Raw genomic sequence first — 23,877 nt, forward strand, 5'->3', positions numbered from 1 at the left:
GTGTTTCAGTTTGAATTTTCCCGCAGATTTTCGGAGATTTAATGCGCAGATTTCCGCAGAAGTTTAACGATAGAGGTGTTACAATAATTTTCGGTGTTCATAATTTTTCAGTTCAGCGCTCTCTTTCTCAAAGGTAATTTCCAGAATATCTTCTGTTAAGATTGACAGATACCAGCGTTTTACATCAAAAGACTATTTAGGAACAATATTTGCTGATAATCCGGCAAAAATTAATTAAATTGCGACTATGCAAAAAATCCTTATCGTAGAAGACGAAAAAGCTATTTCCGGAGTACTTCACAGTATTCTTTCTGATGAACTGACCGAATATGAATTTGTGATTGCCGAAGACGGTCTCGAAGGAATTAAACATATTGAAAAAGAAGATTTTGCGCTGGTAATTTCTGATATCAAAATGCCGAAATTATCAGGAACGGAACTTCTGAAGCAAAGCATGGCGCTGAAACCTGAAAGCACTTTTATCATGATTTCCGGTCACGCCGACATCGATTCTGCGGTTTCCTGTCTGAAAGACGGAGCTTACGATTTTATCTCAAAGCCAATCGACATCAACAGACTGATTACGAGTGTGAAGAATGCTCTGGTAAAAGAAACACTTAAAAAAGAAAATAAAAATCTACAGAACGAAAATAAGACGCTCAAGAAGAAGGTTAATAAAAAATACCAGATGATCGGTGAGTCTGAACCTTTAAAAAAGATTCAGGAGATGATCGAAAAGGTGGCAGTTTCTGATGCAAGAGTTTTAATTACAGGTCCCAACGGCGCCGGAAAAGAACTTGTGGCTCACGCTATTCACAATTTGAGTGAAAGATCAAGAGGTCCGATGGTGGAAGTAAACTGTGCCGCTATCCCTTCTGAACTGATTGAATCTGAACTTTTCGGTCACGTAAAAGGTTCGTTTACAGGAGCAATTAAAGATAAGCAGGGAAAATTTGAACAGGCCAACAACGGAACTATCTTTTTAGATGAAATCGGTGATATGAGTCTGATTGCTCAGGCTAAAGTATTGAGAGCGTTGCAGGAAAGCAAAGTTTCACCGGTAGGAAGCGACAAAGAAATCAAGGTTGATGTGAGAGTTCTTGCAGCAACCAATAAAAATATGGCTAAGGAAATCGAAGCCGGAAGATTCAGAGAAGATTTGTACCACAGACTTTCTGTAATTGAAATCTATGTACCGCCGTTGGATGAAAGAAAAGCAGATATCAAGCTTTTAGTAGATCACTTCTCAGGACTGATCTCCGACGAGCACGGAACTGCACTTAAAAAATTCGATGATTCGGCTATCAAGGCTCTGGAAGCACTTTCATGGACAGGAAACATCCGTGAGCTGAGAAACGTAGTGGAAAGATTAATCATTCTTGGTGGAGCTACTGTTTCGCAGGAAGACGTTGCAAGTTTTGTGAGAAAATAAATTAATACTTAATTCTCTTAAATTATAAAAATTTGCAGTATTTATGCTGCAGATTTTTTTTTGTTATTATTATGAACTTTTTAAATAAAAATTACACGAAAGAAGCCCTCACACTGGCTCTTCCGGTAATGCTTACACAGGTCGGGCAGGTTTCTGTAAACCTATTTGACAACATTATTGTTGGTCGCCTTTTGGGAGCAGATGCACTGGCGTCTGTTTCTTTGGGTAACGCCGTATTTTTCTCAATGTTTGTTTTGGCATTGGGTTTTTCGTTTGCCATTCCGCCTTTGGTTTCAGAGGCGCATTCTCAGCATGATCACAAGACCATCAATTCGGTATTCAGTCATGGTTTTGTGATTAATATGACTGTCGGAATTATTCTGATGCTGGTTTTGTTTGCAGGCCTGCCTCTACTCTATCATTCGGGTCAGCCGGCAAAAATTATTCCTGATACGGTAGACTTTTTATGGATTATGGCAATCAGCATCGTGCCCTTCATGGCATTTCAGACTTTGAGAGAGGTTTCTGAAGGTCTGTCGTACACCATCGGGGTAACAAAGGCGACTATTATTGCCAATGTAATCAACATCGCTTTAAATTACGTTTTCATCAAAGGACTTTGGATTTTCCCCGAAATGGGAGTAAAAGGTTCTGCACTGGCGAGTCTAATTGCCAGAATATTCATGGTGGTTTTTCTGTATTTCGTCCTGATTAAAGAACCGAAAACCAGACAGTACATCAAAGATTTCTCATTGAAAGTAAGTGTATTTTCAAAGAATATGTTTGAAAAAATGGTTAGACTGGGTTTTCCGACTGCTCTGCAGATGTTTTTTGAGGTGACGGCTTTTGCAGCTGCGGCTTTTATTTGTGGACTGGTTTCCGCTCACGATATCGCTTCGCATCAGATTGCACTGAGCATGGCGTCGTTTACTTTTAATCTCTGTATCGGTTTCAGTGTAGCGTCAACCGTGATGATCGGAAGAAAACTGGGCGAACAGAATTTTATTGAATTAAGAAAAATAGGAATCAATAATATTAAAATTGCATTTCTCTTCATGTGTCTTTGTGGATTGTTTTTTATTTTCGGAAGAAATATTCTTCCCACATTTTTCACAAAACCTGAAGAAACTGAAGTTATTTTGCTGGCATCAAAATTACTGATTATCGCCGCTCTTTTCCAGTTATCAGACGGAATTCAGGTGACGGCTCTGGGAATGCTGAGAGGTTTGCAGGATGTGAAAGTTCCTTCCATTTACACCTTTATCGCTTATTGGCTGATTACAATTCCGTTAGGATATTTCCTTTGTGTAACAATGAAAATGGGTGCTTTCGGGATGTGGATTGCGCTCGGATTGGGTTTAACAATTTCCGCAGCAATGCTCGTGAAACGTTTTCTCAATTTATCTGCAAAGCGGATTAAACAGAATAAATTATAAAATGAAAGGCGGTCTTTGGATCGCTTTTTTTTTGCATACATTTTAATATATCTATGAATAAAAGTATTCACAGTAGTTTGGCATCAATTTAGACAGGCAGAGTTTAAATTATATTTATGAAAAAATTACTTTTAAGATTTGTCCTTGTATTTGGATTATTGGGAACAACTACACTTTCGCTTACAAGCTGCGATAAAGATGATATTGAAGTTCCGGTACCATTTGATATCCCTTTAACGCTTGAAAAGGATTTACCATTTGCAACTGTCAACACAAGTTCTTATCTGCGTTATCCGGAAATTCCTCTTAACATCGATGTAGATGCACAGATCAAGGAGAAGAATTCTAAATTATCTGTAGAAAATCTGAAATCTGTGAAGCTTACCGGTTTTACTATTGATTACATAAGCTCTACATTAGGAAATAAACTGAATATCATCAATGGGGCAAAAGTATTTATCAAAGCTCCAAATCTTCCGGAAGTTTTAGTTGGAACAGTTGAAAACAACACCAATCCCAATACTCTTACTATCAATACTACTGATACAGAACTGATTGACTATTTAAAATCAAAACAAAATTCTTTATTTTTAGAAATTAAAGGAGCTCAGACTAGTCTTGATGAATTGAAGGTTAATTTAAAACCAGTTTTTAAAATCACCGTCGGATTATAAAAGAATTGGAAATTAAAATTTATTAATAATTATAAAGAGTTGCAGTAATGTGACTCTTTTTTTGTTTAATACCTATGGGGAACATTATGTATAACTTTTTTGAATTGACAATATGGAAAATCAACCACCAGCATTAAAAATCTCTTTTTGTGAAATACCTTTTTACTACTTTTACTTAAACGTTTTATAATAGCCAGATCCGCAGGGTGACAATCAAAAATGGTATTAAATTTACAGCTTATGAAAACTATACTCGAAACAAAACGCCTTGCCCTCCGCGAATTCAATATTGATGATGCCAAACATTTTTACCATTTAAATTTAAATCCTAATGTCATTCGATACACCGGAAATTCAGCTTTTAAAAATATTGAAGAGGCTCGGTCTTTTCTTAAAAATTATTCAGATTATCAGAAAAACGGTTTCGGAAGATGGGCGGTTATCGAAAAATCGAGTGGCGAATTTCTGGGTTGGTGTGGCTTGAAATACGATGAAAAATTGGATGAGACAGATATTGGCTTTAGGTTTTTTGAGCATTTCTGGAATAAAGGTTTTGCCACAGAAAGTTCTATAGCCTGCATTGATTATGGTTTTAAAGAATTAAATTTAAACAAGATCGTTGGAAGAGCGATGAAAGAAAATACAGCTTCCATTAAAGTTTTACAGAAAACCGGACTTGAATATGAAAAAGATTTTGATTTTGATGGAAATAAAGGTGTAATTTATTCAGTTATAAATAGAAATATTAAATAAATCATGCAGGAAATTATATTAAAACAAGTTGGAATTGAAGACGTTGCACCACTGCAGAAAATTGCAGAGGAAACATTCTTCGATACATTTGCGCCACACAACACAACAGAAAATATGGAGCAATACATGACCACAGGTTTCACTACAGAAAAGTTAACGGCTGAACTTCAAAACCAAAACTCCGAATTCTATTTTGCCGTTTTACAGGATGAAGTGGTTGGTTATTTAAAAGTGAATTTCGGAAATGCGCAAACCGAGCTGCAGGATTCCAACTCGCTTGAAATTGAAAGAATTTATGTTTCAAAAGATTTTCACGGTAAGAAGGTAGGACAGATTCTCTATGATAAAGCGCTGGAGATTGCGAATAAGGTAGCCTTGAAGTACGTCTGGCTGGGAGTCTGGGAAGAAAATTCCAGAGCCGTGCAGTTTTATAAGAAAAACGGATTTGTAGAATTCGGCAGGCATATTTTCAGATTCGGAAATGAAGATCAGACCGATCTGATGATGAAAAAAATGCTGTCATAACAGGATTACTCATTCAGGTATAAAAAAAGCAACCCAAATCAGGTTGCTTTCATTTATAATCCAAAAGTATTTTACTTCAAATACTTCACAATCGCCTCATCCGTAGGCTTCACATCACTTTTAAAAGAACCGATAAGCTTACCGTTTTCATCCAAAAGAAACTTGGTGAAATTCCAGAGAATATCGCTGTCTTTTACACCGTTTAAATCTTTTTCTGTAAGATATTTGAAGATTGGCGCAGTGTCGTCACCTTTCACAGAAACTTTTGCAGCTAATGGAAAAGTTACACCATAGTTTTTCTCGCAGAAAGCACCGATTTCAACATTTGAACCGGGTTCCTGTCCGCCGAAATTGTTGGCCGGAAAACCTACCACTACAAGTTTATCACCATATTCTTTTGAGATCTGCTCCAGATCTTTGTACTGAGGAGTGAAACCGCACTCTGACGCAGTGTTGACAATAAGAATTTTCTTTCCTTTAAAATCTGCAAAGTTGATGGTTTTGCCTTCTTCAAGAGCATCTACTTTATAGTCGTAAATTGATTTTCCCATAAGTTCTTTGGTTTTGGTTTTTGAAGTCTCAGATTTTTTCTGAGCACAGCTGTTGATAAATGCCACGAAAGAAAGCAACATAATAAACAATTTTTTCATATTGATTCAGGTATTTTAAAATTTAAAAGTATTGGCTGGGAAGACCTTGTTAATCTCCACTTTGTTGAGAATCATCACGTAGTCACCGTCTTTTTTGGCGCTCGATGATTCAATTCTGAAAGGCATCATCAAATTTCCGACCTTTTTGTAATCTGAATACAGTAAAGTATCATCTTTTTTTATTTCTTTTAAAAGCATAAAGTTTTTGGTGTCGAAATAATAGATGTTTTTGTTCACGTTTTTGGTAAGTTCCACTTTATGACAATAGATATTCCCGATTTTTTCTTTGCCTAAATACTGTGCTTCAAAACCTTTGTTTTCCCAGTCGATAAAGTCGTTGTCGAAACTTTCAGCTACATATTCTTTGTACTCCTGAAGTTTGTTAGCTGCATAATTCATCGCGTACCCTTTATTTCCGTCGTATCCTTCTATAGCTGTTTCTTTTCCGCTGATGGTGATGACGGTTTTGGTTAAATTGGGACGTGTCTGATAAATCTTTATGGGATATTCATCTTTCACTCCCAAAATCACTTTACCCTGCAGCAAAACTGAATTTAAAAGCTTCCACTGCGTTAAACCACCCGACAGTTCGATGTTTTTATCAATGATTTCCTTCGCGGTCTGCGCAAAAATCTGTTGTGAAAATATCAGGACGAATATTAAAAGGAGTTTCTTCATTAAATCAATTTTATCAAGTCAAATATAAGTCTTTCTTGGATAATGTGGCAATGTATCAATCTAACAGTGTAACAAAATATTTAGAATTTAGAATTTGTAATGAGAGATTGATACTTGGCTCTTTTTACTTTTATCTTGGCTCTTTAAATTAATTTCCTTGCTTTCTCCAGATCTTCCGGCGTATCAATGCCTACTCCCACAAAATTGGTTTCGATTAATTTAATTTTCATTCCATATTCCAGATAGCGGATGCATTCTATTTTTTCGGAAATTTCAAGAGGTTTCATTTCGAGTTTTGAAAACTGAATCAAAGCATGTTTTCTGAAAGCGTAAACGCCGATGTGCTTGAAGTAATCTACTTTGTAAGTAATCTCCCGGTGAAAAGGAATCACAGAACGGCTGAAATAAAGGGCAAAACCGTTATTGTCGGTGATCACTTTTACATTATTTGGGTTTTCAATTTCCTCTTTTTCATGAAGTTTTATTTTTAATGAAGCCAGAGAAATTTCCTGATTTTCATCTTCTTTGAAGACTTCAATCAATTGCTGCAGCGGTTCAAGTTTTAGAAAAGGTTCATCGCCCTGAACGTTGATGACGATATCGCAGTCAATATTCTGAACGGCTTCAGCAATACGGTCGCTGCCGGTTTCGTGTTGCCCTGTCATCACTGCTTTTCCGCCATTACTTTCAATTTCATTAAAAATCAATTCAGAATCTGTGGCGACGAAAACTTCATCAAACAAACCTGTTTCCACAACATTCTGATAAGTAGTTGTAATGACCGTTTTTTCTCCTAAAATCTGCATCAGTTTTGCAGGAAAACGACTTGCTTCGTAACGCGCGGGAATGACAGCTATAATTTTCATAAATCTAGTTTAAAATGAGAGACAAAAGTCGCAAAAGTTTTTGAGATGACGTTGCAAACGGTAGATTTTGTCTGCAGGCGGAATGACTAATTTAAAAAGTTACTTTTTCAGAATGCTGTAAAAAATGAAGCAGGAAAATGATTCCATAAATCCATGATATATATAAGAATGAATAAAAAATCCCAAACCCGAAGCTTTTTACTAAATCATCTTTACAATGTTTTGAATTTTTAAAGACTAAACGTAATGCACGGAAGAAAATCCAGTAAAGCATTGCTATCAGGATAAGAACTGTAGCCCAAATAAAAATCCCCAAAAAATAAAGAAGAAATACAGCAACCAAACCTATAAAAAACCACAAAACAACTGACAAAATAACTCCGGCACAGCCGTCTCCATCGCCAATATCGGGTAAACCTCCATCGAAACCTTCAAACTTTGGTCTTTTGTCGGCAATACTTTTCAGCTTCTCTCTGTTGACGATAGCTCCTACATTCTCTTTTAATTTTAAACCAAAATACAGTCCCAAACTCACAAAAAGAAAGAAGGCTCCAGCCAAAATAGAAGTAGAAATGATTGAATTCTGAAACAGTGTTCTGTGCGAATGAATACCTGAAATCCAGACACAAAGAATGACCAAAGTGATAATTCCGATTGTGAGAAAACTCAACATTTTGGTTTCTACTGTAAATCTGTTCTTCAAATTCATCAGAAAGTTTTAAAACTAAAATTCAGGCTAAATATCAAATCAACTACTTTAAATTTTATCTAAAATTTTCTTCGGTAAAACTTTATTCAACTGAGATTTCATTTCCTTTTCCACCAAGACATATTTCCAGTTTTTTCTGTCTTTGGAGATAGCGCAGGCTTTCGTTTTTGCATTGATGTAATAAGCCATTTCATTGGGATAATAGACCACACTTCCTTTTCCGTATTTCTGAACCAGCATATCTTTAATCTTATTTCTCATTTCGTCCTGCATCCCTTCAGCATTGCAACGGATTCTTGTAGAGTAATTTACAATAGAAAAATGTTCCCCGTTCACAAATTCAGAATTTCCAACCTGCGTTACTTTATAGTTGATGATTTCAACCTTCATGATCGGATTGTTGTAGGTCATATTTAAAATCATTGTCATCTGATCTTTTGGCACAACAGTAAAAAACTTTGGATAAATACCTTCGACGGCCTTATCAATATCTTTTGATTTCAGATTTCCCAGAAAAGAGGAAAATGATTTCGAAATGATTTGCTGATCATTATTCTGCGCAGAAAAACACACGCTCATCAGTACGAAAAGGCTTAATAAAAATTTTGTTTTCATAATTTTTTCAGTAAAAATATAAAAAAAGCCACTCTTGCGAATGGCTATATGATTATTTGTTGGTGATTATTTAATTTTAACCAATTCTACGTCGAAAACCAACCACGCATTTGGCGGGATAACACCTCCTGCACCATTTGCTCCGTAACCCATCGCTGGTGGAATCAGTAATGTAGCGGTTTCACCTTCTTTAAGTAACAGAATTCCTTCGTCCCAACCTTTGATTACTCTGCCCATTCCTATAGGAATTTCGATAGGCTCATTTCTCTTGAAAGAAGAATCGAATTCTGTACCGTCAACCAGTTTTCCTGCATAATGCACAGAAACATTGTCACCTACTTTTGGAGAAGCTCCGGTTGTAGTTTTTGTGATTTTATAGTAAAGACCAGACTCAGTTTTCTGCATTCCAACTTTCAGATCTTCCATTTTTTTATTTGCTTCAGCTTCAGCTTTTTCAGCCATCGCTTTGTTGTTGGCAGCGATTTTAGCTTTCCCTTCAGTGAAAGTTTTCGCAGCGTCATAGTTTTTATACTCATCACCTTTGCTGAAAATACCCACTTTTTCAAGTACTACATCAGTTTTTGGTTTATCCTGAGGACCTTTTTCTACGTTTGCAATTGCATCTACAGTCTCCAGACCTTTTACCACTTTACCGAAAATTGTGTGTCTTCCGTCTAACCAAGGTGTTGCCACTTCAGTGATGAAAAACTGAGAACCGTTGGTGTTAGGACCTGAGTTTGCCATAGAAAGAACACCTTTCCCTGTGTGTTTAAGGTCGTTTTTTTCGTCTTCAAACTTGTAACCCGGATCTCCCATTCCTGTTCCCTGAGGATCACCTCCCTGGATCATAAAATCTTTGATTACTCTGTGGAAAATAGTTCCGTCATAATAAGGAACACCTTTCGCTTTCGCTTTGTTGTCGATTTTTCCTTCTGCAAGACCAACAAAGTTGGCTACAGTTACAGGTGCTTTTTTATCTTCCAACTTCACGATCATGTTTCCTTTCGTTGTCTGAAGATTAGCATAAAGTCCGTCATTAAGACCTTCGTAAGTTTCTTTGTCTACGTTCATTTTTTTATAGATTGGAGTGCAGCTCATCAGCGAAACGCTTGCCGCTGCAAGAATTATATTTTTATTAAAAAGTTTCATTTATATTAATTTGAGTTTTATGATTAAAGGAACATCGTTATCAATTTTGTTTTCGTCCCCGAAGGTGCCGTAAGCCAGTGATGAAGGCACAAGCAGCGTAATCTCCTCTCCCGCTTTCATGTATCTGAGAGCGTTCTCCACGGCTTTCAGTTCATCAAAATGACCGAATTTTGCATTTTCTCTGGCGAATGATTTTTCATAAATTTTAGTCATATCAAAATCGTAGAGTTCGTAGGAATAGGAAACCGGAGCGTCATCCATCTGCTTCTGTCTGTCATCGAAACCGGCAACATCTACCCAGTAATTCAGCTTTGTAGGATAAAACTTTGTCTGTTGACCAGAAATCCAGTCCTGAATCTGCTGTCTTTCCAGAGTATTGAGATTTTTGGTTCTCTCTTTAGAAGTTTTAAGGTCAGACTGACTCAGCACTCCGCCTACCGGAGGATAAACTGTAGTATTTCTTTTGCAGCCAACAAAAGCCAAAACCGATAGAATAACTAATTTTTTCAAAAGCAGAATGTTTAAACCGTTGCGAAAATACGCAATTATGCGAACATATAAAAACAAAAAAAGCCAGGAAAAATCCTGACTTTATATTTATTACTGAGTTTCTTAAACAGTCTCAAGAATATTTTTCTCTACCAAAACTCTCCATCCGAAAGGATCTTCGGTAAGATTGGTCTGAAGATTTACCAAATCATTCTTAAGGGTTACAGCGAAACTTTCTTCATCTGAAAGTGCCGGCAATTCCAGTTTTTCACCCTGATACCCCAATGCCTGGAACACCGTGGTTACTACAGCAGTTCCTACACCCCAAACTTCTTTTAAAGAGCCGTCTTTCTGTGCAGCAACTACATCTTTTACTTTAATTGGCTCAACTTTTACTTCAAAGCCTCTCTTTTTAGCCAACTGAATGAAACTGTCTCTGGTAACACCATCTAAAATTTTCTCTGATGTTGGTGGAGTGTAAATTGTATCGTTGATTCTTACAAAAACATTCATTGTTCCGCTTTCCTCAAAATATTCGTGGGTCGCGTCGTCTGTCCAGATAATCTGATCGTAACCTTCTTCAATTGCCAACTGCGTTGGGTAGAATGACGCTGCATAGTTTCCTGCTGCTTTTGCAGAACCTACACCGCCGCTTGCCGCTCTCGAGTAATGATCTGAAATTTTTACAGAAACCGGTTCTGTGTAATACATTTTTGCAGGAGTGGTCACAATTGCAAACATATATTTATTGGCAACTCTTGCTTTCAAAGCTTCTTCCGTTGCGAAAATCAAAGGTCTTATGTATAAAGAATTTCCTTCGCCCTGCGGAATCCATTCTCTGTCGATATTTACAAGGGCTTTTAAACCTTCAATAAACATTTCCTCAGTTACTTCCGGCATTGCAAGACGCTTCGCAGATTTATTGATACGCTCAAAATTCTTTTCAGGCCTGAAAAGGAAAACCTGTCCGTCTTTGTCTTTGTAGGCTTTCATACCTTCAAAACAAGCCTGTCCGTAATTTACTCCCATCATCGCCGGAGTAAAAGGAATCGGACCGTAAGGAACCACTTTCACATCACCCCATTTCCCATTCTCATACTCACAGATCACCATGTGATCAGCAAAAGTATTTCCGAAGGAAAAGTTGTTAGGGTCGAATGTAGAAATTCTGGAGTTTTCTGTCTTTTGAATTATCATTTCTTAAATTTTTTATGATGTTCTACAAATTTAATATAATTTTTTAAATATAAAAATTTTACGTTAAATTTGACAAAAAAAGCATGAAAAGGGAGATAAAAACAACAAACGACGGAAGTAAAACATTATACATCAATGACTTAAATGAAAACTACCATTCACACCACGGTGCGTTGCAGGAAGCAGAACACGTGTTTGTCAAAAATGGACTGAATTTAATAAATGATTGCGAAATTAATATTTTAGAACTCGGTTTTGGAACAGGTTTGAATGTTTTGGTAACAATTAATGAATATTTAAAAACTGACAAAAATCATAAGATTAATTATTTTTCGCTTGAAAAATATCCGATAAATGAATCAGAAATAAATGATTTAGCTTATTTTGAACTTTTTGATAACGCAGAATTAAAAAATATTTATCAGAAAATTCACAGTACAGATTGGGAAAATCTCCAAGAAATTGTTCCGGGTTTCAGTTTAAAAAAGATTCAGTGTGACTTCTTTGATCTGAAAAACACAGACTTACCTGAAATAAATCTCGTCTATTTCGATTGCTTTGGGGCAAGAGTGCAGCCCGACCTGTGGGAGATGCCCCTTTTTGAGATGGTTTCAGATAAAATGAGTGTAAACGGATTGTTAACAACATATTCATCTAAAGGCAGTGTCCGAAGGATTTTAAAGGAACTCAACTTCAACGTGAAAAAAATGCAGGGACCTCCGGGAAAACGGGAAATGATTAATGCGTGGAAGCTTTAGATTTAAAATTCATGATTCAAGTTTTAAGATTTGAGATTTGAGATTTGAGATTTAAAAATTAAGATTTTAGAATGAGAAGATGATTAATATGGTTTTTTCTCTTTCAGGCAAAACAAAATCTTTAAATTAGCATTACAAATATTATATATGGTAGATAAAATCAATGTAAGAGTATATGCATGTGCTGTAAAAGATAAAAAAGTGCTTACCTTATTCGAAGAATACGCCGGCGAACCCTTGATGAAACTTCCCGGAGGAGGACTTGAATTAGGAGAAGGTCTTACAGACTGTCTTCACAGAGAATTTGACGAAGAGTTAAACGTCAAAATTGAAATCCTTGAACACTTTTATACTCAGGAGCATTTTCTCACTTCAAGATTTCGTGATAACGAACAGTTGCTTACGATATACTATTTAGTAAAAATTACCAACGAAGAAGATTTCCTCATCATGGATCCCTGCATCGAAAGAACCGAATGGGTTAATATTGACAGACCGGACAACCCTTTTCCTTTACCGGTTGACAAAATTGTCTTCGATAAATTAAAAGAAAAATTCCTGTAAAATTTTACAGGAATTTATTTTTATCGCGGAGACTTAAAATCTTTGGCACCTGGATAAGGCTGCAGATAGCCGGAGTTCCAGTTGGACTGCAAAAGTGATTCTAAAAATTCGTCAGTTCTGTTTTTATGAGGATTGTATTTTTCCTTAAGATCAATATCTGCCACTTTTCCTTTCACATTCCACCAGAATGCGCTCCAGCCTCCACGAAGTTCTTTGATCACTTCAAAAACGTTCTTACCGGTTGCGCGGCTCATCAGTTTCGCAAAGACCTGACCTTCTGTTGTCGTTAAATCGCGTAACTGTTTTTCATACTGGTCTGCAAGCATATTCTGCCGGTCTTTCACAAATTTCCGTTTGGCAGCAGAATCCATATCCTGCATATCTGCCTGAATATCGCGATACTGCTGTAGAGCTGTGAGAAAGAGAGGATAAACGCGGTATAGCTTCTTATTAAGGAAAAGATAGAAATTTTTATCAAGCTGATTATTGAATTTTGGTCTGTTTACCAATCTCAATTCATCCATTATAACAACTGTTTCCCCATTGATCTCGTAAATTTTTGCCTTTTGTCTTTCGTCATAAAAATATTTCTGACCATATTCATCCACTTTCAACTGATCCTGTGGATACTGACTTAAAGGTCTGATTCCGAGCGAATCAACAATTTGAGCGTGGGCAGATATCGCAAAAAAAATAAGAAAAGGGAAGAAAACTTTATTTAAAATCATTATTTTTACACTTCGTATCAAAAAAAATCAACGCAAAAATCATTCCTTTCTATATGAAATTCGAAAAGAAGTCTCTAAAGTTTTTAGAACAGTATCTTAACACTTCATCCCCTACCGGATATGAACACAAAGGCCAGGAAGTCTGGATGAATTACATCAAACCATATGTAGATAAAATTGAAGTCGATCACTACGGAACATGCTACGGCATTATAAATCCTGAAGCTGAATTCAAAGTGGTAATTGAAGCCCATGCCGATGAAATATCATGGTATGTAAATTATATCACAGATGACGGATTAATTTACGTGATCAGAAACGGTGGTTCAGACCAAACGATAGCCCCCTCAAAAGTGGTTAGCATCCATGGTGAAAAAGGTATTGTAAAAGGAGTTTTTGGCTGGCCGGCAATTCACACAAGAAGCGCAAACCAAAACGAACCAACTCCAAAAATTGAAAATATTTTTATCGACTGTGGTGCAATTTCAAAGGAGGAAGTTGAAGAGCTCGGAATTCACGTGGGCTGTATGATCACTTACCCTGACGAGTTTTTTGAAATGAATGACCGTTATTTCGTTTGCCGGGCTTTAGATAACAGAATCGGTGGTTTTATGATTGCTGAAGTGGCAAGACTTTTAAAGGAAAATAAAAAAACAATTCCGTTCGGTTTGTATATCACCAACTCTGTACAGGAGGAAGTTGGACTTTATGGCGCTGACATGATTGCAGATACCATCAAACCTAACATCGCCATTGTAACCGACGTCACCCATGATACCACGACCCCGATGATTGAAAAGAAAAAAGAAGGCGATCAGAAATGTGGTGATGGACCGGTGGTGTTTTTTGCTCCAAGTGTACATCATAAAATAAGAGAACTGATTATTGATACCGCGAAGTCGAAAAACATTCCTTACCAAAGAGCTGCAGCCAGCCGTGCTACAGGAACCGATACGGATGCATTTGCTCATTCCAATGGCGGCGTACCGAGCGCATTAATTTCCCTGCCTCTACGCTACATGCACACCACAGTGGAAATGGTTTCTAAAGAGGACGTTGGAAATGTAATTAAGCTGATCTATGAAACTCTGTTGGAAATCCAGCCGGAAATGAAACTGAAATATCACTAAAATAAAAGAGCCAGGTTAAAAAATCAAGGTAAAAGTAAAAGATAAAAGTAAATAGAAAGTAAAAATGAAAACCAAACTTATCGCTCCTTCCCTCCTGTCTGCGGACTTTGGAAATCTTCAGCGGGACATCGAAATGCTCAACGATTCGCAAGCAGACTGGCTGCATGTAGATGTCATGGATGGCAGATTTGTACCAAACATTTCCTTCGGATTTCCGGTCATGAAAACAATTCAGAAGCATGCCAAAAAATTTGTGGATGTGCATTTAATGATTGTAGAGCCTGAAAAATATGTTGAAGAATTTATCAGTCATGGTGCAGACTTAGTTTCTGTTCATTACGAAGCCTGTACACATTTACACAGAACAATTCATCACATTCAAAGTTTAGGAGCCAAGGCTGGTGTAGTTTTAAATCCTTCAACACCGGTTTTAATGCTTGAAGACATTATTGCCGATGTAGATCTGGTTTTGTTAATGAGTGTAAACCCAGGTTTTGGCGGACAAAAATTTATTGAAAACACCTATAAAAAAATCGCTGAAACAAAAGATCTTATCCTGAGTAATAATTCTACAGCTTTGATTCAAATTGATGGTGGTGTGAATATCGACAATGCTTCAAAACTTTTTGATTCAGGTGCTGATGTTTTGGTTGCAGGAAATGCGGTTTTCTCAGCTGACAGTCCGGAAAGAATTATTGAACTTTTGAAAGTTTAGTCAAATCTTAAGTATAAATTATATAAAAAGGCTGCCAATTGGCAGCCTTTCTCATCTCTTGTAAAGAGAATTCTTGTGGTTACAGTTTAGTTTGCTTTAGTTTTTAATCATTGAAATAAACTTTCGTTTAATCCATTACAAATATCCTGAAACTTTCAGTACAAAACAATCCGTAAAAACACGGTATTTTTTCAGTTATACAGTTACTTAATTTATACCTGGAATTTAGACATAAAAAAATCCGGAAATATTCCCGGATTTATATATTTTTTTAAAGCTCTTCTTAGAAAATTTCTCTTCCAGAAAAATGAAACTGAGCTTCAATAAGTGCATTTTCATCTGAATCTGAACCGTGTACTGCATTCTCGCCGATGCTTCTTGCAAACATTTTTCTGATTGTACCTTCCGCAGCTTCTGCAGGGTTTGTAGAACCGATCAAAGTTCTGAAATCTTCTACAGCATTATCTTTTTCTAAAACCGCGGCAACGATAGGTCCTGAGCTCATAAACTCAACCAACTCACCGTAGAACGGTCTTTCAGAATGTACTTCATAGAATTTTTTTGCGTCAGCAACTGTAAGCTGAGTAAGCTTTAAAGCTTTAATTTTGAATCCTCCTTCAGAAATCTTTCCCAAAATTGCACCAATATGTCCGTCTGCAACTGCATCTGGCTTGATCATGGTGAATGTAATGTTAGACATAAATTTGTTTTTAAATTATTTGCACAAAAATACGAAAAAAAATGAAAAATATGTTTTTAAGTTTTTTTTAACAATAAAATAACTTTTTTTAAGAAATTAGCCTCCAATCTTTGGCATAGTAATTGTTTATTACATTCCGATTCTCATGTTTAATTTGAGTTTTCATGGTTATTAGTTTTTACCCAGCTTCGGCTGGGTTTTTTATTTGCACTAATAACGGCTTTTTCTTATCAAATCAGCAATTATAATAATTCTTACAAATCATCTTTCAAATATTCTTTTAGAAACATTGAGTAACCAATAATTTCATATCTTTTTAGAAGCTGTTTGCTTCTTCTTCAGCGGCCTCTTCCATCAATTTGATGTAGTTAGAATATCGGGAATGCTGTATCTTTCCTGTTTCCAACGATTGCAGAACAGCACATTTTGGTTCGTTTACATGAAGACAGTTGTGAAACTTACACTCTTCTCTCTTTTTAAAAATTTCTGGGAAGTAATGTTGAATTTCTTCTTTCTGCACATCAATCATCGCAAACTCGCGGACGCCTGGTGTATCAATCACATTTCCTCCAAAATGCCAGAAGTGCATCTGTGCAAAAGTTGTCGTATGTTTTCCTTTGAGGTGGGTGTCTGAAATTTCTGAGGTTTTTAAATTTAAATCAGGCTGCAAAGCATTTACAAGTGTAGACTTTCCACAACCGGAGTGCCCGAAAAATACCGAGGTTTTATCTTTAAGCAAATTCTGCAAGTCGTCTATATTTAATTTAGAATAGGAAGAAATCTCCAGACTTTCATAGCCAATTTCGTTATACAGAAACTCAATATCTTTTACATCTTCTACTTCTTCTTCATTCAAAACATCCATTTTATTGAAGAGAATCAGTGGCGTAATATTATAAGCCTCACAGCATGCGAGAAAGCGATCGAGAAAACCAAGAGAAGTTTCAGGATGTTTTAAAGTGAAAATAAAGCATGCAATGTCGATATTGGAAGCAATAATGTGAGCCTCCTTTGACAAATTGACAGATTTTCTGATTAGATAATTGTTTCGCGGCTCTATTTTCGTAATCCATGCTACGTCATCCTGCTCCAGCTGAAATTCTACAAAATCGCCCACAGCCAACGGATTGGTAAGCCTGGTTTTGATCAGCTTAAATTTTCCCCGTATTCTTGCTTCGAAGATTCTGTCGGTATCCAGCTCCAAAACCTGATACCAGCTTCCTGTGGATTTGATGATTTTTCCTTTCATTTTTTATATTGATGCAAAGATAAATAATTAAGGCCTGAAAAAGCAGAACATTTTTCACCTTCTGCCTTTTCAGACCTAACTGAAAGTATTTTTACAATTTTAAAAACTATCTGTTAATCATAACTTTGTTTTGCACCTCAATTGATTCTTCATGAACAGTCTTGAAAATTTTCTCAATAAACTCCGGAGACATACCGGTCTCAGTTGCCTTTTGAGTAGCATAATCTGTAATTTCTTTCCATCTTGCCGGCTGAAAAATGGCAATATCATTTTCCTTTTTAAGTTTACCTATTTTCTCAGAAATTTTCATTCTTTGTGAAAGCATTTCAATGATCTGAAAATCAAGGTCAGAGATCAATGTTCTGTTTCTTCCCATTTCACCTTCAAAACCAGCAAAATCAGAATTTCTGACTTTCAGATTTGAGATTAAATCTGCTAAAACTTCCGGTGTAATCTGTTGCGCAGCATCACTCCAGGCTTCATCAGGATTGCTGTGTGTTTCGATAATGGCTCCCTGATAACCAACGTTCAGCGCTTCCTGAGTGATATCTGCCAAGCCGGTTCTGTTTCCGCAGATGTGGGAAGGATCAATGAGCATCGGGATATTAGGATACTGACTTTTAAAATCCAGGGCAATCTGCCAGTTGGGATTGTTTCGGTATTTTGTTTTTTGGTATGTGGAAAATCCACGGTGAATAACGCCAAGATTTTTTATATCCTGTCCTAAAAGCCTTTCCAATGCGCCAATCCATAATGCCAGATCAGGATTCACGGGATTCTTAACCAGAACCGTTTTTTCTGTGCCTTTCAATGCTTCGGCAATTTCCTGAACAGTGAAAGGATTAACGGTAGAACGCGCTCCAATCCACAGAATATCTACATCAGCTTCTAAAGCAGCAGCCACGTGATGAGCGTTGGCAACTTCTGTGGCAGTTTTAAAACCATATTCTTCCTTTACTTTTTTTAACCAGTTGAGACCGATGACGCCAACTCCTTCAAAACCATTTGGTTTGGTTCTCGGTTTCCAGATACCGGCTCTGAAAATGGGAACATTTACATTCGTTTCTCTGATGCGTTTCGCAGTTTCAAGCATTTGGGCTTCACTTTCTGCGCTGCAGGGACCGGCAATCATCAATGGCTGAGAAAGATCTTCAACCCAACTGCTGTTTATTTCTTTTAATGTCATATTTATTTTATTTTAAAATCAGGGATATATTTAAACTATAAAGCACTTTATAATTCTTTTCGAAATTGCCGTTAAAAAATATTTAAGGAAATTGAAACTCAACAAAAAAGAGTTTCCGTTTTAGAAAAGAAATTTAATTATCTGCACCAATAATATCGGTAGCCAATACCTAAATTTCTGTAATAATTTGAAGAAAAACCAAAATAACCGCTGAAAGATTCAGCAGTCTGACACTCAGATGATGAGTTAGATAACATTGATGTATTCAGAAATTTTTTCATTTAAAATTTACCAATACCTGTTAATCAGTTGATTATATTGATTTACATATTGTATTTTGCTGTAGTAAAGCAAAATTTACCTGACAAATATATAAAATTTATGTCAAATCAAACTTCATTAAATCATCAAGATCTTTCAGAAGAGGATTTTTCTCCATAAATTTTTCGTAGATCTTTCTTTTCGTAAGAACTTCTACTTTAAGATTTTCAAAATCTCTTTTGTACTCGATTTCGATAGAAAAATTGTGAACCTTTGTTTTAAAATGATTGAAAAACTCACCACTTATTTTATCAAATTCCGTTTTTGCCGAATCTGAAGGATACAGAACTTCAATTATATTTTCATCCTTCTTATTAAGTTTAAAACCTTTTATTGCATTGAAGACAAAGACATTCTTATTCTGAAGCTGTTTTAAAAGTAAATTCCATTCAGCCTGAAGATCGGTTTCGGTAAAATGATTTTTTGGTAAATCTTCATTTTTTGTGATGACAACTTCTTCCTTCTCAACAGTTTCAGTTTTGTTCATAAATGAAGAAATACTCAAACCACCTGTTGAAGTAGGCCTTGACAGTGGCTTGGCCACTTTTTTAGGAACATAGGTTTCCTCTGAAGAAATCTTTACTTCAGGAACTTTTGTCGTTTCTGTCTCAGTTTTTTTTTCCGGAACCGGTCTTTTTATTTCCTGTTTTTCATCAAGAAACGGAGCCAGTATTAAGAACTTTTTTTTTTAAGAACATCCGCTCCACCGGTAAGTGAAGACAGTTGCATCAGGGCGATTTCTACCGTAAGCCTCGGATTTTTTGAATTTTTGTAATTGATATCTGCATGATTACAAATTTCAATTCCATCAATCAGCAATTGCGGGCTCCAGATTTTAGCCTGTTCTGCAAATTTGGCTTTGGTTTGTTCTCCAACTTCAATGAGATCAATGGTAGAAGCATTTTGAGCCATCATCAAGTCCCTGAAATGATTTCCAAGACCTGCGATAAATGTATGAGAATCAAATCCACGCTTTACAATTTCATTGAAAGAGGAAAGTACTGCCGGAATATTGTTTTCTCTGGCCAGATCAACAATATTCAGATACTGATCGTAGTCTAAAATATTAAGTACTTCGGCCGCTTTTGCCAAAGTAATATTCTTGTGTGAAAATGTAGAAAGTCTGTCGAAAATAGAAAGTGCATCTCTAAGAGCACCGTCTGCTTTCTGAGCTATCAGATAAAGCGCATCATCTTCGTACTGAATAGATTCTTTTGCTGCAATTGTTCGCAAATGCTCCTGAATATCCAGAATTGTGATTCTTTTGAAATCATAAATCTGGCATCTCGAAAGAATTGTGGGAATGATTTTATGTTTTTCTGTAGTTGCTAAAATAAAAATGGCGTGTGCAGGCGGCTCCTCCAGCGTTTTCAGAAACGCATTAAAAGCTGCTGAAGACAGCATGTGAACCTCATCAATAATGTAAACCTTGTATTTGCCAACCTGTGGTGCATACCTTACCTGATCTATCAGTTCACGAATATCGTCTACAGAGTTATTGGAAGCGGCATCAAGCTCATAAATATTATAAGCAAAACCGTCCTCAGAAACAGATCCGTCTTTTTCATTGATTTTGCGGGCAAGAATTCTGGCACAGGTAGTTTTACCCACACCTCTTGGCCCACAAAACAACAAAGCCTGAGCAAGCTGATTTTCTTCAATAGCATGTTCCAGAGTATCCGTAATGTGAGACTGCCCTACTACAGTGTCAAACTGCTGTGGGCGGTATTTTCTTGCAGATACTATAAAATTTTCCATTGCCCAAAAGTAAGAATAATTGTTTTAATCTAAAAATATAATATCTCAGATTTATAAACAAAAAAGTAAATCTTCATTACTGAAGATTTACTTTTTTCCTGCTTTTTTAGAATAGGCGTAATCAACCATTTCTTCAATAGCACCTTCAATTTCTTTTCTTCCGCTTTCAGATTTTAAATCGATTCCGCAGAAGGTAGACCCGTTGTAGGCTGTATAAAGATTTAAGTGATAGATCCCTGCAATCATCAGAGCTGTCATTGCACGGTATCTTGTAGCATCGTCACCAAAATGTGGATCTGTAATATTTTTGAACAATTCTTCGCCGATAACTTCTCTTTCGTCCATTACCTTTTTAAGTACCGATCTTCCTTCAGAAAGTTCCCAAACCAAAATCTTCTGAAGCTCTTTGTTCTTTTTAAGATTTTCAAACTGGTTTATCATTGCCATTTTAGACAATGTCTGACCTCCGTCTGCGAGATCTACATCATTTTCTCCGCTGAAATTACTCCAGTAATCCTGAGATTTGATGTATTCATCGATCAGTTTGTCTGTGCTTCCAAAATATTCATAGATAAGTTTCTTATCGTATCCTGCAACTGCAGCGATTTTACTTACCATTAAACCTGAATAACCTTTGGTTTTTAAAATTTTTCCTACAGCTCCGAGGAGCTTTTGTTTGGTCTTTTCCTTATCACGGATCGGACCCTGTACTACTTTTCTTGGCATTTTTGTTTATTATTTATGCGATGTGCATTTTTTTCTGTTCATTAAAGATACGACTTATCATATCATTCAGTTTGCTGCATTCCTAGCATAATAATTTTAAATTCTGTACTTGTGTTCTTTTGAATAAATAACCTTTTCTCTTCGTGTTTTAATTTCAAAAAATAAATGTTAAAAATCAAATCTGACTGAACTAAATATCAAACAGCAGTTTAGTATTTTTCTGATCATAATTGTATTCTGTTCCGTTAAAGAAATTTGAAATTACCAATTAAAAATAATCCTCCTTCGATAAGTACATCAATTAAATTATATTTTTTGTTTTAAAAAACTAATTAAATATTGTGAGGTTTGGTTTAGTGCTCTATTCAAAATCTGTTCCAAGTTATCATAAGAAACAGTAAATAGCATGTGGTAAAGATATAAAATTCTTCAATGCGTGATCACTTATTTCAGTAAATTTTAAAGATATACCACATTTTTCTTCCAAACTACCCACCAATAAATGATTTTGGCAGAAATATTGAAGTTGTAAAAACACCGGAAATCTCAAAAATTAATTATGAAACGTAAAATTGCCGTCATTGGCTCAGGCTTTTCAGGCCTTTCTGCCGCATCATTCGCTGCTAAAGACGGTCACGAAGTACATATTTTCGAAAAAAACCACAGTTTTGGCGGGCGCGCAAGGCAATTTACAACAGAAAACGGTTTTGTATTCGACATGGGACCAAGTTGGTATTGGATGCCCGATATTTTTGATTCCTATTTTGCTGAATTTGGAAAGAAGACTTCCGATTTTTATGAACTTATTTCACTAAATCCTCAGTTTGAAATGGTTTTCTCTGATGAAAATTTGAACTTACCTCAAAATTTTGATGAAATGAAAGCGCTTTTCGAAGCTTTAGAACCGGGAGCAGCTGAAAATCTTGAAAAATTTATGCAGGATGCCAAGTATAAATATGAGGTCGGAATGAAAGATTTCGTTACAAAGCCTTGTTTTTCCTGGACTGAATTTTTTTCAGTGAAAATTTTAAAAAGTGCGTTAAAACTTGATCTGCTTTCCAACTTCCGAAGTTTTGTCGGGAAATATTTTAAAAACAGTAAACTCCGCACCTTGATGGAGTTTCCTGTCATCTTTCTTGGGGCATCACCTGAGAATATTCCTGCACTTTACAGTCTTATGAATTATGGTGGATACAGACTGGGAACTTTCTACCCGATGGGTGGATTTTATAAAATTATTGAAGCCATGATGAGCATTTGCGGAGATGTGGGTGTACAGTTTCACAATAATTCTGCAGTAGAAAAAATCATCAGCGAAAAAGGTAAAGTTAAATCCATCCTTGTCAATGGAGAACTGCTTGAATTTGATTCTGTGATTGCTTCCTGCGATTATCACCACACCGAAACAAAACTGCTTACAGATCAGGAAAAAAATTATAAAGAAGAATACTGGAAATCAAAAACCTTTGCACCTTCCTGCCTAATCTTTTATTTAGGAATCAGTGAGAGAATTAAAATTAAACATCACACCTTATTTTTCGAAAATGATCTGGATCTTCACACCAGCGAAATTTACAGTGATAAAAAATGGCCTTCAAAACCTCTATTTTATGTCTGCTGTCCGTCGCAAACCGATGATTCGGTTGCTCCGGAAGGCTGTGAAAATATGTTTTTACTAATGCCAATCGCAACCGGTATAGAAGATTCTGATGAAATGAGACAAAAATATTTTACTCAAATGATCGAAAGAATTGAAAAACATACTGGTACAGAAAATCTAGCTCAAAAAATAATTTATCAGAAAAGTTTCTGTCTGAACGATTTCAAGGAAGATTACAATGCTTATGAAGGAAATGCATACGGCCTTGCGAATACTTTGAGTCAGACAGCAGTTCTAAAACCTTCACTCAAAAATAAAAAAATAAAGAATCTGTACTATACCGGTCAGCTCACTGTGCCTGGTCCGGGAGTTCCCCCCTCGATTATTTCAGGAAAAATTGCAGCACACCAAGCCACCCTTTAATATAATGTTATGAAACAAAAATTTGATGACCTTTCTTTTAAGATCAGTAAACAGACCACACAGCAGTACAGCACAAGTTTTTCACTGGGAATTTTGGCGCTGTCACCAAAAATACGAAATGCAATCTATGCTATCTACGGCTACGTAAGGCTTGCCGATGAGATTGTAGACAGTTTTCACGGTTATGACAAAAATATTCTACTCAACAGATTTAAAATACAGACTGAAGAAGCGTTGGCTGAAGGAATTTCTTTAAATCCGATTATGCAGGCATTTCAGGAAACGGTTTCGCAGTATAAAATTGAGCACAGACTGATCTATCAATTCCTTCGAAGTATGGAGATGGATCTTCAGAAAATCGATTATAATTCCGAACTTTACGACGAGTATATCCTGGGCTCTGCTGAAGTGGTTGGTTTGATGTGTCTTCATGTTTTTGTAAATGGTGATCATGTAGCTTTTGATAAGCTAAAACCTTTTGCCATGAAGCTGGGATCTGCATTTCAGAAAGTAAATTTTTTGAGAGATATGAATGACGATTTCGAAATTTTAGGCCGAACTTATTTTCCGGGAGTCAATATCCTCAATTTCAATGTAGAAGAAAAAAGACAAATTGAAAAAGATATTGAAGAAGAATTCAGGCTTGCTCTGGAAGGTATCAAAATGCTTCCCAAGACGTCAAAATTCGGAGTATATCTTGCTTACAGATATTACATTTCATTGTTTAATAAAATTAGACGGACACCTGCGACAGCAATTTTGAAAAAGCGGATCAGAATTTCCAACGGAAGAAAAATCTCTGTAATGATGAGCAGTTATCTTCAATATAAAATTGCTTTTATTTAA

At 36.1% G+C, this 23,877-nt stretch carries 26 protein-coding genes; 11 read left to right on the top strand and 15 right to left on the bottom strand.

Annotated features, from left to right (window positions below):
- The first annotated feature begins 247 nt into the window (after positions 1-247).
- The 5 genes from ASG21_RS12155 to ASG21_RS12175 all read left to right on the top strand — a co-directional run bounded on the left by ASG21_RS12155 (position 248) and on the right by ASG21_RS12175 (position 4,820).
- Positions 248-1,432, top strand: coding sequence for a sigma-54 dependent transcriptional regulator (locus ASG21_RS12155; protein WP_056080317.1), 1,185 nt, complete (start codon positions 248-250; stop codon positions 1,430-1,432).
- A 71-nt stretch (positions 1,433-1,503) separates the two neighbouring features.
- Complete coding sequence (locus ASG21_RS12160) at positions 1,504-2,868, top strand: MATE family efflux transporter (RefSeq protein WP_056080320.1); 1,365 nt, start codon at positions 1,504-1,506, stop codon at positions 2,866-2,868.
- Positions 2,869-2,984: 116 nt separating this feature from the next.
- Entirely contained in the window at positions 2,985-3,542 is a 558-nt protein-coding gene (locus ASG21_RS12165; RefSeq protein ID WP_056080322.1) for a hypothetical protein, read from the top strand.
- A 240-nt stretch (positions 3,543-3,782) separates the two neighbouring features.
- On the top strand, positions 3,783-4,295 hold the full coding sequence (locus tag ASG21_RS12170) for a GNAT family N-acetyltransferase (protein WP_056082375.1): 513 nt from the start codon (positions 3,783-3,785) through the stop codon (positions 4,293-4,295).
- 3 nt (positions 4,296-4,298) lie between these two features.
- Positions 4,299-4,820 (top strand): N-acetyltransferase, encoded by a 522-nt coding sequence (locus ASG21_RS12175; protein ID WP_056080325.1) that lies wholly within the window; start codon positions 4,299-4,301, stop codon positions 4,818-4,820.
- A 71-nt stretch (positions 4,821-4,891) separates the two neighbouring features.
- On the opposite strand, the gene ASG21_RS12180 is transcribed toward ASG21_RS12175, so the two are convergent.
- The 8 genes from ASG21_RS12180 to ASG21_RS12215 all read right to left on the bottom strand — a co-directional run bounded on the left by ASG21_RS12180 (position 4,892) and on the right by ASG21_RS12215 (position 11,173).
- On the bottom strand, positions 4,892-5,470 hold the full coding sequence (locus ASG21_RS12180) for a glutathione peroxidase (protein ID WP_056080327.1): 579 nt from the start codon (positions 5,468-5,470) through the stop codon (positions 4,892-4,894).
- A gap of 15 nt (positions 5,471-5,485) precedes the next feature.
- Positions 5,486-6,148 carry a hypothetical protein gene (locus ASG21_RS12185; protein WP_056080331.1) on the bottom strand — a complete coding sequence of 221 codons (663 nt, stop codon included), beginning with the start codon at positions 6,146-6,148 and terminating at the stop codon, positions 5,486-5,488.
- Positions 6,149-6,291: 143 nt separating this feature from the next.
- Positions 6,292-7,014, bottom strand: a complete 723-nt coding sequence (gene kdsB / locus ASG21_RS12190) for a 3-deoxy-manno-octulosonate cytidylyltransferase (protein WP_056080334.1) — start codon at positions 7,012-7,014, stop codon at positions 6,292-6,294.
- A 91-nt stretch (positions 7,015-7,105) separates the two neighbouring features.
- Positions 7,106-7,723, bottom strand: coding sequence for a hypothetical protein (locus ASG21_RS12195; protein ID WP_056080337.1), 618 nt, complete (start codon positions 7,721-7,723; stop codon positions 7,106-7,108).
- 48 nt (positions 7,724-7,771) lie between these two features.
- Positions 7,772-8,338, bottom strand: a complete 567-nt coding sequence (locus ASG21_RS12200; protein WP_056080339.1) for a hypothetical protein — start codon at positions 8,336-8,338, stop codon at positions 7,772-7,774.
- Positions 8,339-8,404: 66 nt separating this feature from the next.
- Complete coding sequence (locus ASG21_RS12205) at positions 8,405-9,409, bottom strand: peptidylprolyl isomerase (protein WP_185113736.1); 1,005 nt, start codon at positions 9,407-9,409, stop codon at positions 8,405-8,407.
- A 78-nt stretch (positions 9,410-9,487) separates the two neighbouring features.
- Positions 9,488-9,997, bottom strand: coding sequence for an FKBP-type peptidyl-prolyl cis-trans isomerase (locus ASG21_RS12210; protein ID WP_056080345.1), 510 nt, complete (start codon positions 9,995-9,997; stop codon positions 9,488-9,490).
- A 102-nt stretch (positions 9,998-10,099) separates the two neighbouring features.
- Complete coding sequence (locus ASG21_RS12215; RefSeq protein ID WP_056080348.1) at positions 10,100-11,173, bottom strand: branched-chain amino acid aminotransferase; 1,074 nt, start codon at positions 11,171-11,173, stop codon at positions 10,100-10,102.
- A gap of 83 nt (positions 11,174-11,256) precedes the next feature.
- Between ASG21_RS12215 and mnmD the strand changes: the two genes are divergently transcribed.
- Entirely contained in the window at positions 11,257-11,931 is a 675-nt protein-coding gene (gene mnmD / locus ASG21_RS12220) for a tRNA (5-methylaminomethyl-2-thiouridine)(34)-methyltransferase MnmD (protein WP_056080350.1), read from the top strand.
- 147 nt (positions 11,932-12,078) lie between these two features.
- Positions 12,079-12,495 (top strand): NUDIX domain-containing protein, encoded by a 417-nt coding sequence (locus ASG21_RS12225; protein ID WP_056080353.1) that lies wholly within the window; start codon positions 12,079-12,081, stop codon positions 12,493-12,495.
- A 20-nt stretch (positions 12,496-12,515) separates the two neighbouring features.
- Here the strand turns inward: ASG21_RS12225 and ASG21_RS12230 are convergent, their stop codons facing one another.
- Positions 12,516-13,223 carry a DUF4294 domain-containing protein gene (locus ASG21_RS12230; RefSeq protein ID WP_056080356.1) on the bottom strand — a complete coding sequence of 236 codons (708 nt, stop codon included), beginning with the start codon at positions 13,221-13,223 and terminating at the stop codon, positions 12,516-12,518.
- Positions 13,224-13,276: 53 nt separating this feature from the next.
- Here ASG21_RS12230 and ASG21_RS12235 point away from each other — a divergent pair, with 53 nt between their 5' ends.
- Positions 13,277-14,353 carry a M42 family metallopeptidase gene (locus tag ASG21_RS12235; protein WP_056080359.1) on the top strand — a complete coding sequence of 359 codons (1,077 nt, stop codon included), beginning with the start codon at positions 13,277-13,279 and terminating at the stop codon, positions 14,351-14,353.
- Positions 14,354-14,417: 64 nt separating this feature from the next.
- Entirely contained in the window at positions 14,418-15,068 is a 651-nt protein-coding gene (gene rpe, locus ASG21_RS12240) for a ribulose-phosphate 3-epimerase (RefSeq protein WP_056080362.1), read from the top strand.
- Positions 15,069-15,351: 283 nt separating this feature from the next.
- Here rpe and ASG21_RS12245 read toward each other — a convergent pair whose 3' ends face one another.
- From ASG21_RS12245 to ASG21_RS12270, 6 genes are all read right to left on the bottom strand, one after another.
- Entirely contained in the window at positions 15,352-15,768 is a 417-nt protein-coding gene (locus ASG21_RS12245) for a nucleoside-diphosphate kinase (protein ID WP_056029264.1), read from the bottom strand.
- Between the two features lie 316 nt (positions 15,769-16,084).
- The gene (rsgA, locus tag ASG21_RS12250; protein ID WP_056080366.1) at positions 16,085-17,017 is read right to left on the bottom strand and encodes a ribosome small subunit-dependent GTPase A; all 933 of its coding nucleotides are present in this window, start codon (positions 17,015-17,017) and stop codon (positions 16,085-16,087) included.
- Between the two features lie 106 nt (positions 17,018-17,123).
- The gene (locus ASG21_RS12255) at positions 17,124-18,203 is read right to left on the bottom strand and encodes a chorismate mutase (RefSeq protein ID WP_056080370.1); all 1,080 of its coding nucleotides are present in this window, start codon (positions 18,201-18,203) and stop codon (positions 17,124-17,126) included.
- Between the two features lie 379 nt (positions 18,204-18,582).
- A complete protein-coding gene (locus ASG21_RS12260; RefSeq protein WP_241773491.1) occupies positions 18,583-19,068 on the bottom strand; it encodes a hypothetical protein in 486 nt (161 codons plus the stop codon).
- 128 nt (positions 19,069-19,196) lie between these two features.
- Positions 19,197-20,282 (bottom strand): DNA polymerase III subunit gamma/tau, encoded by a 1,086-nt coding sequence (dnaX, locus tag ASG21_RS12265; RefSeq protein ID WP_056080373.1) that lies wholly within the window; start codon positions 20,280-20,282, stop codon positions 19,197-19,199.
- Positions 20,283-20,369: 87 nt separating this feature from the next.
- On the bottom strand, positions 20,370-21,008 hold the full coding sequence (locus ASG21_RS12270; RefSeq protein ID WP_056080376.1) for a TetR/AcrR family transcriptional regulator: 639 nt from the start codon (positions 21,006-21,008) through the stop codon (positions 20,370-20,372).
- 559 nt (positions 21,009-21,567) lie between these two features.
- On the opposite strand from ASG21_RS12270, the gene crtI reads away from it, so the two are divergent.
- Both crtI and ASG21_RS12280 read left to right on the top strand, forming a co-directional pair.
- On the top strand, positions 21,568-23,031 hold the full coding sequence (gene crtI / locus ASG21_RS12275) for a phytoene desaturase family protein (RefSeq protein WP_056080378.1): 1,464 nt from the start codon (positions 21,568-21,570) through the stop codon (positions 23,029-23,031).
- A gap of 9 nt (positions 23,032-23,040) precedes the next feature.
- Complete coding sequence (locus ASG21_RS12280) at positions 23,041-23,877, top strand: phytoene/squalene synthase family protein (protein ID WP_056080382.1); 837 nt, start codon at positions 23,041-23,043, stop codon at positions 23,875-23,877.

This window comes from Chryseobacterium sp. Leaf394, assembly GCF_001424105.1.
Classification (GTDB): domain Bacteria; phylum Bacteroidota; class Bacteroidia; order Flavobacteriales; family Weeksellaceae; genus Chryseobacterium.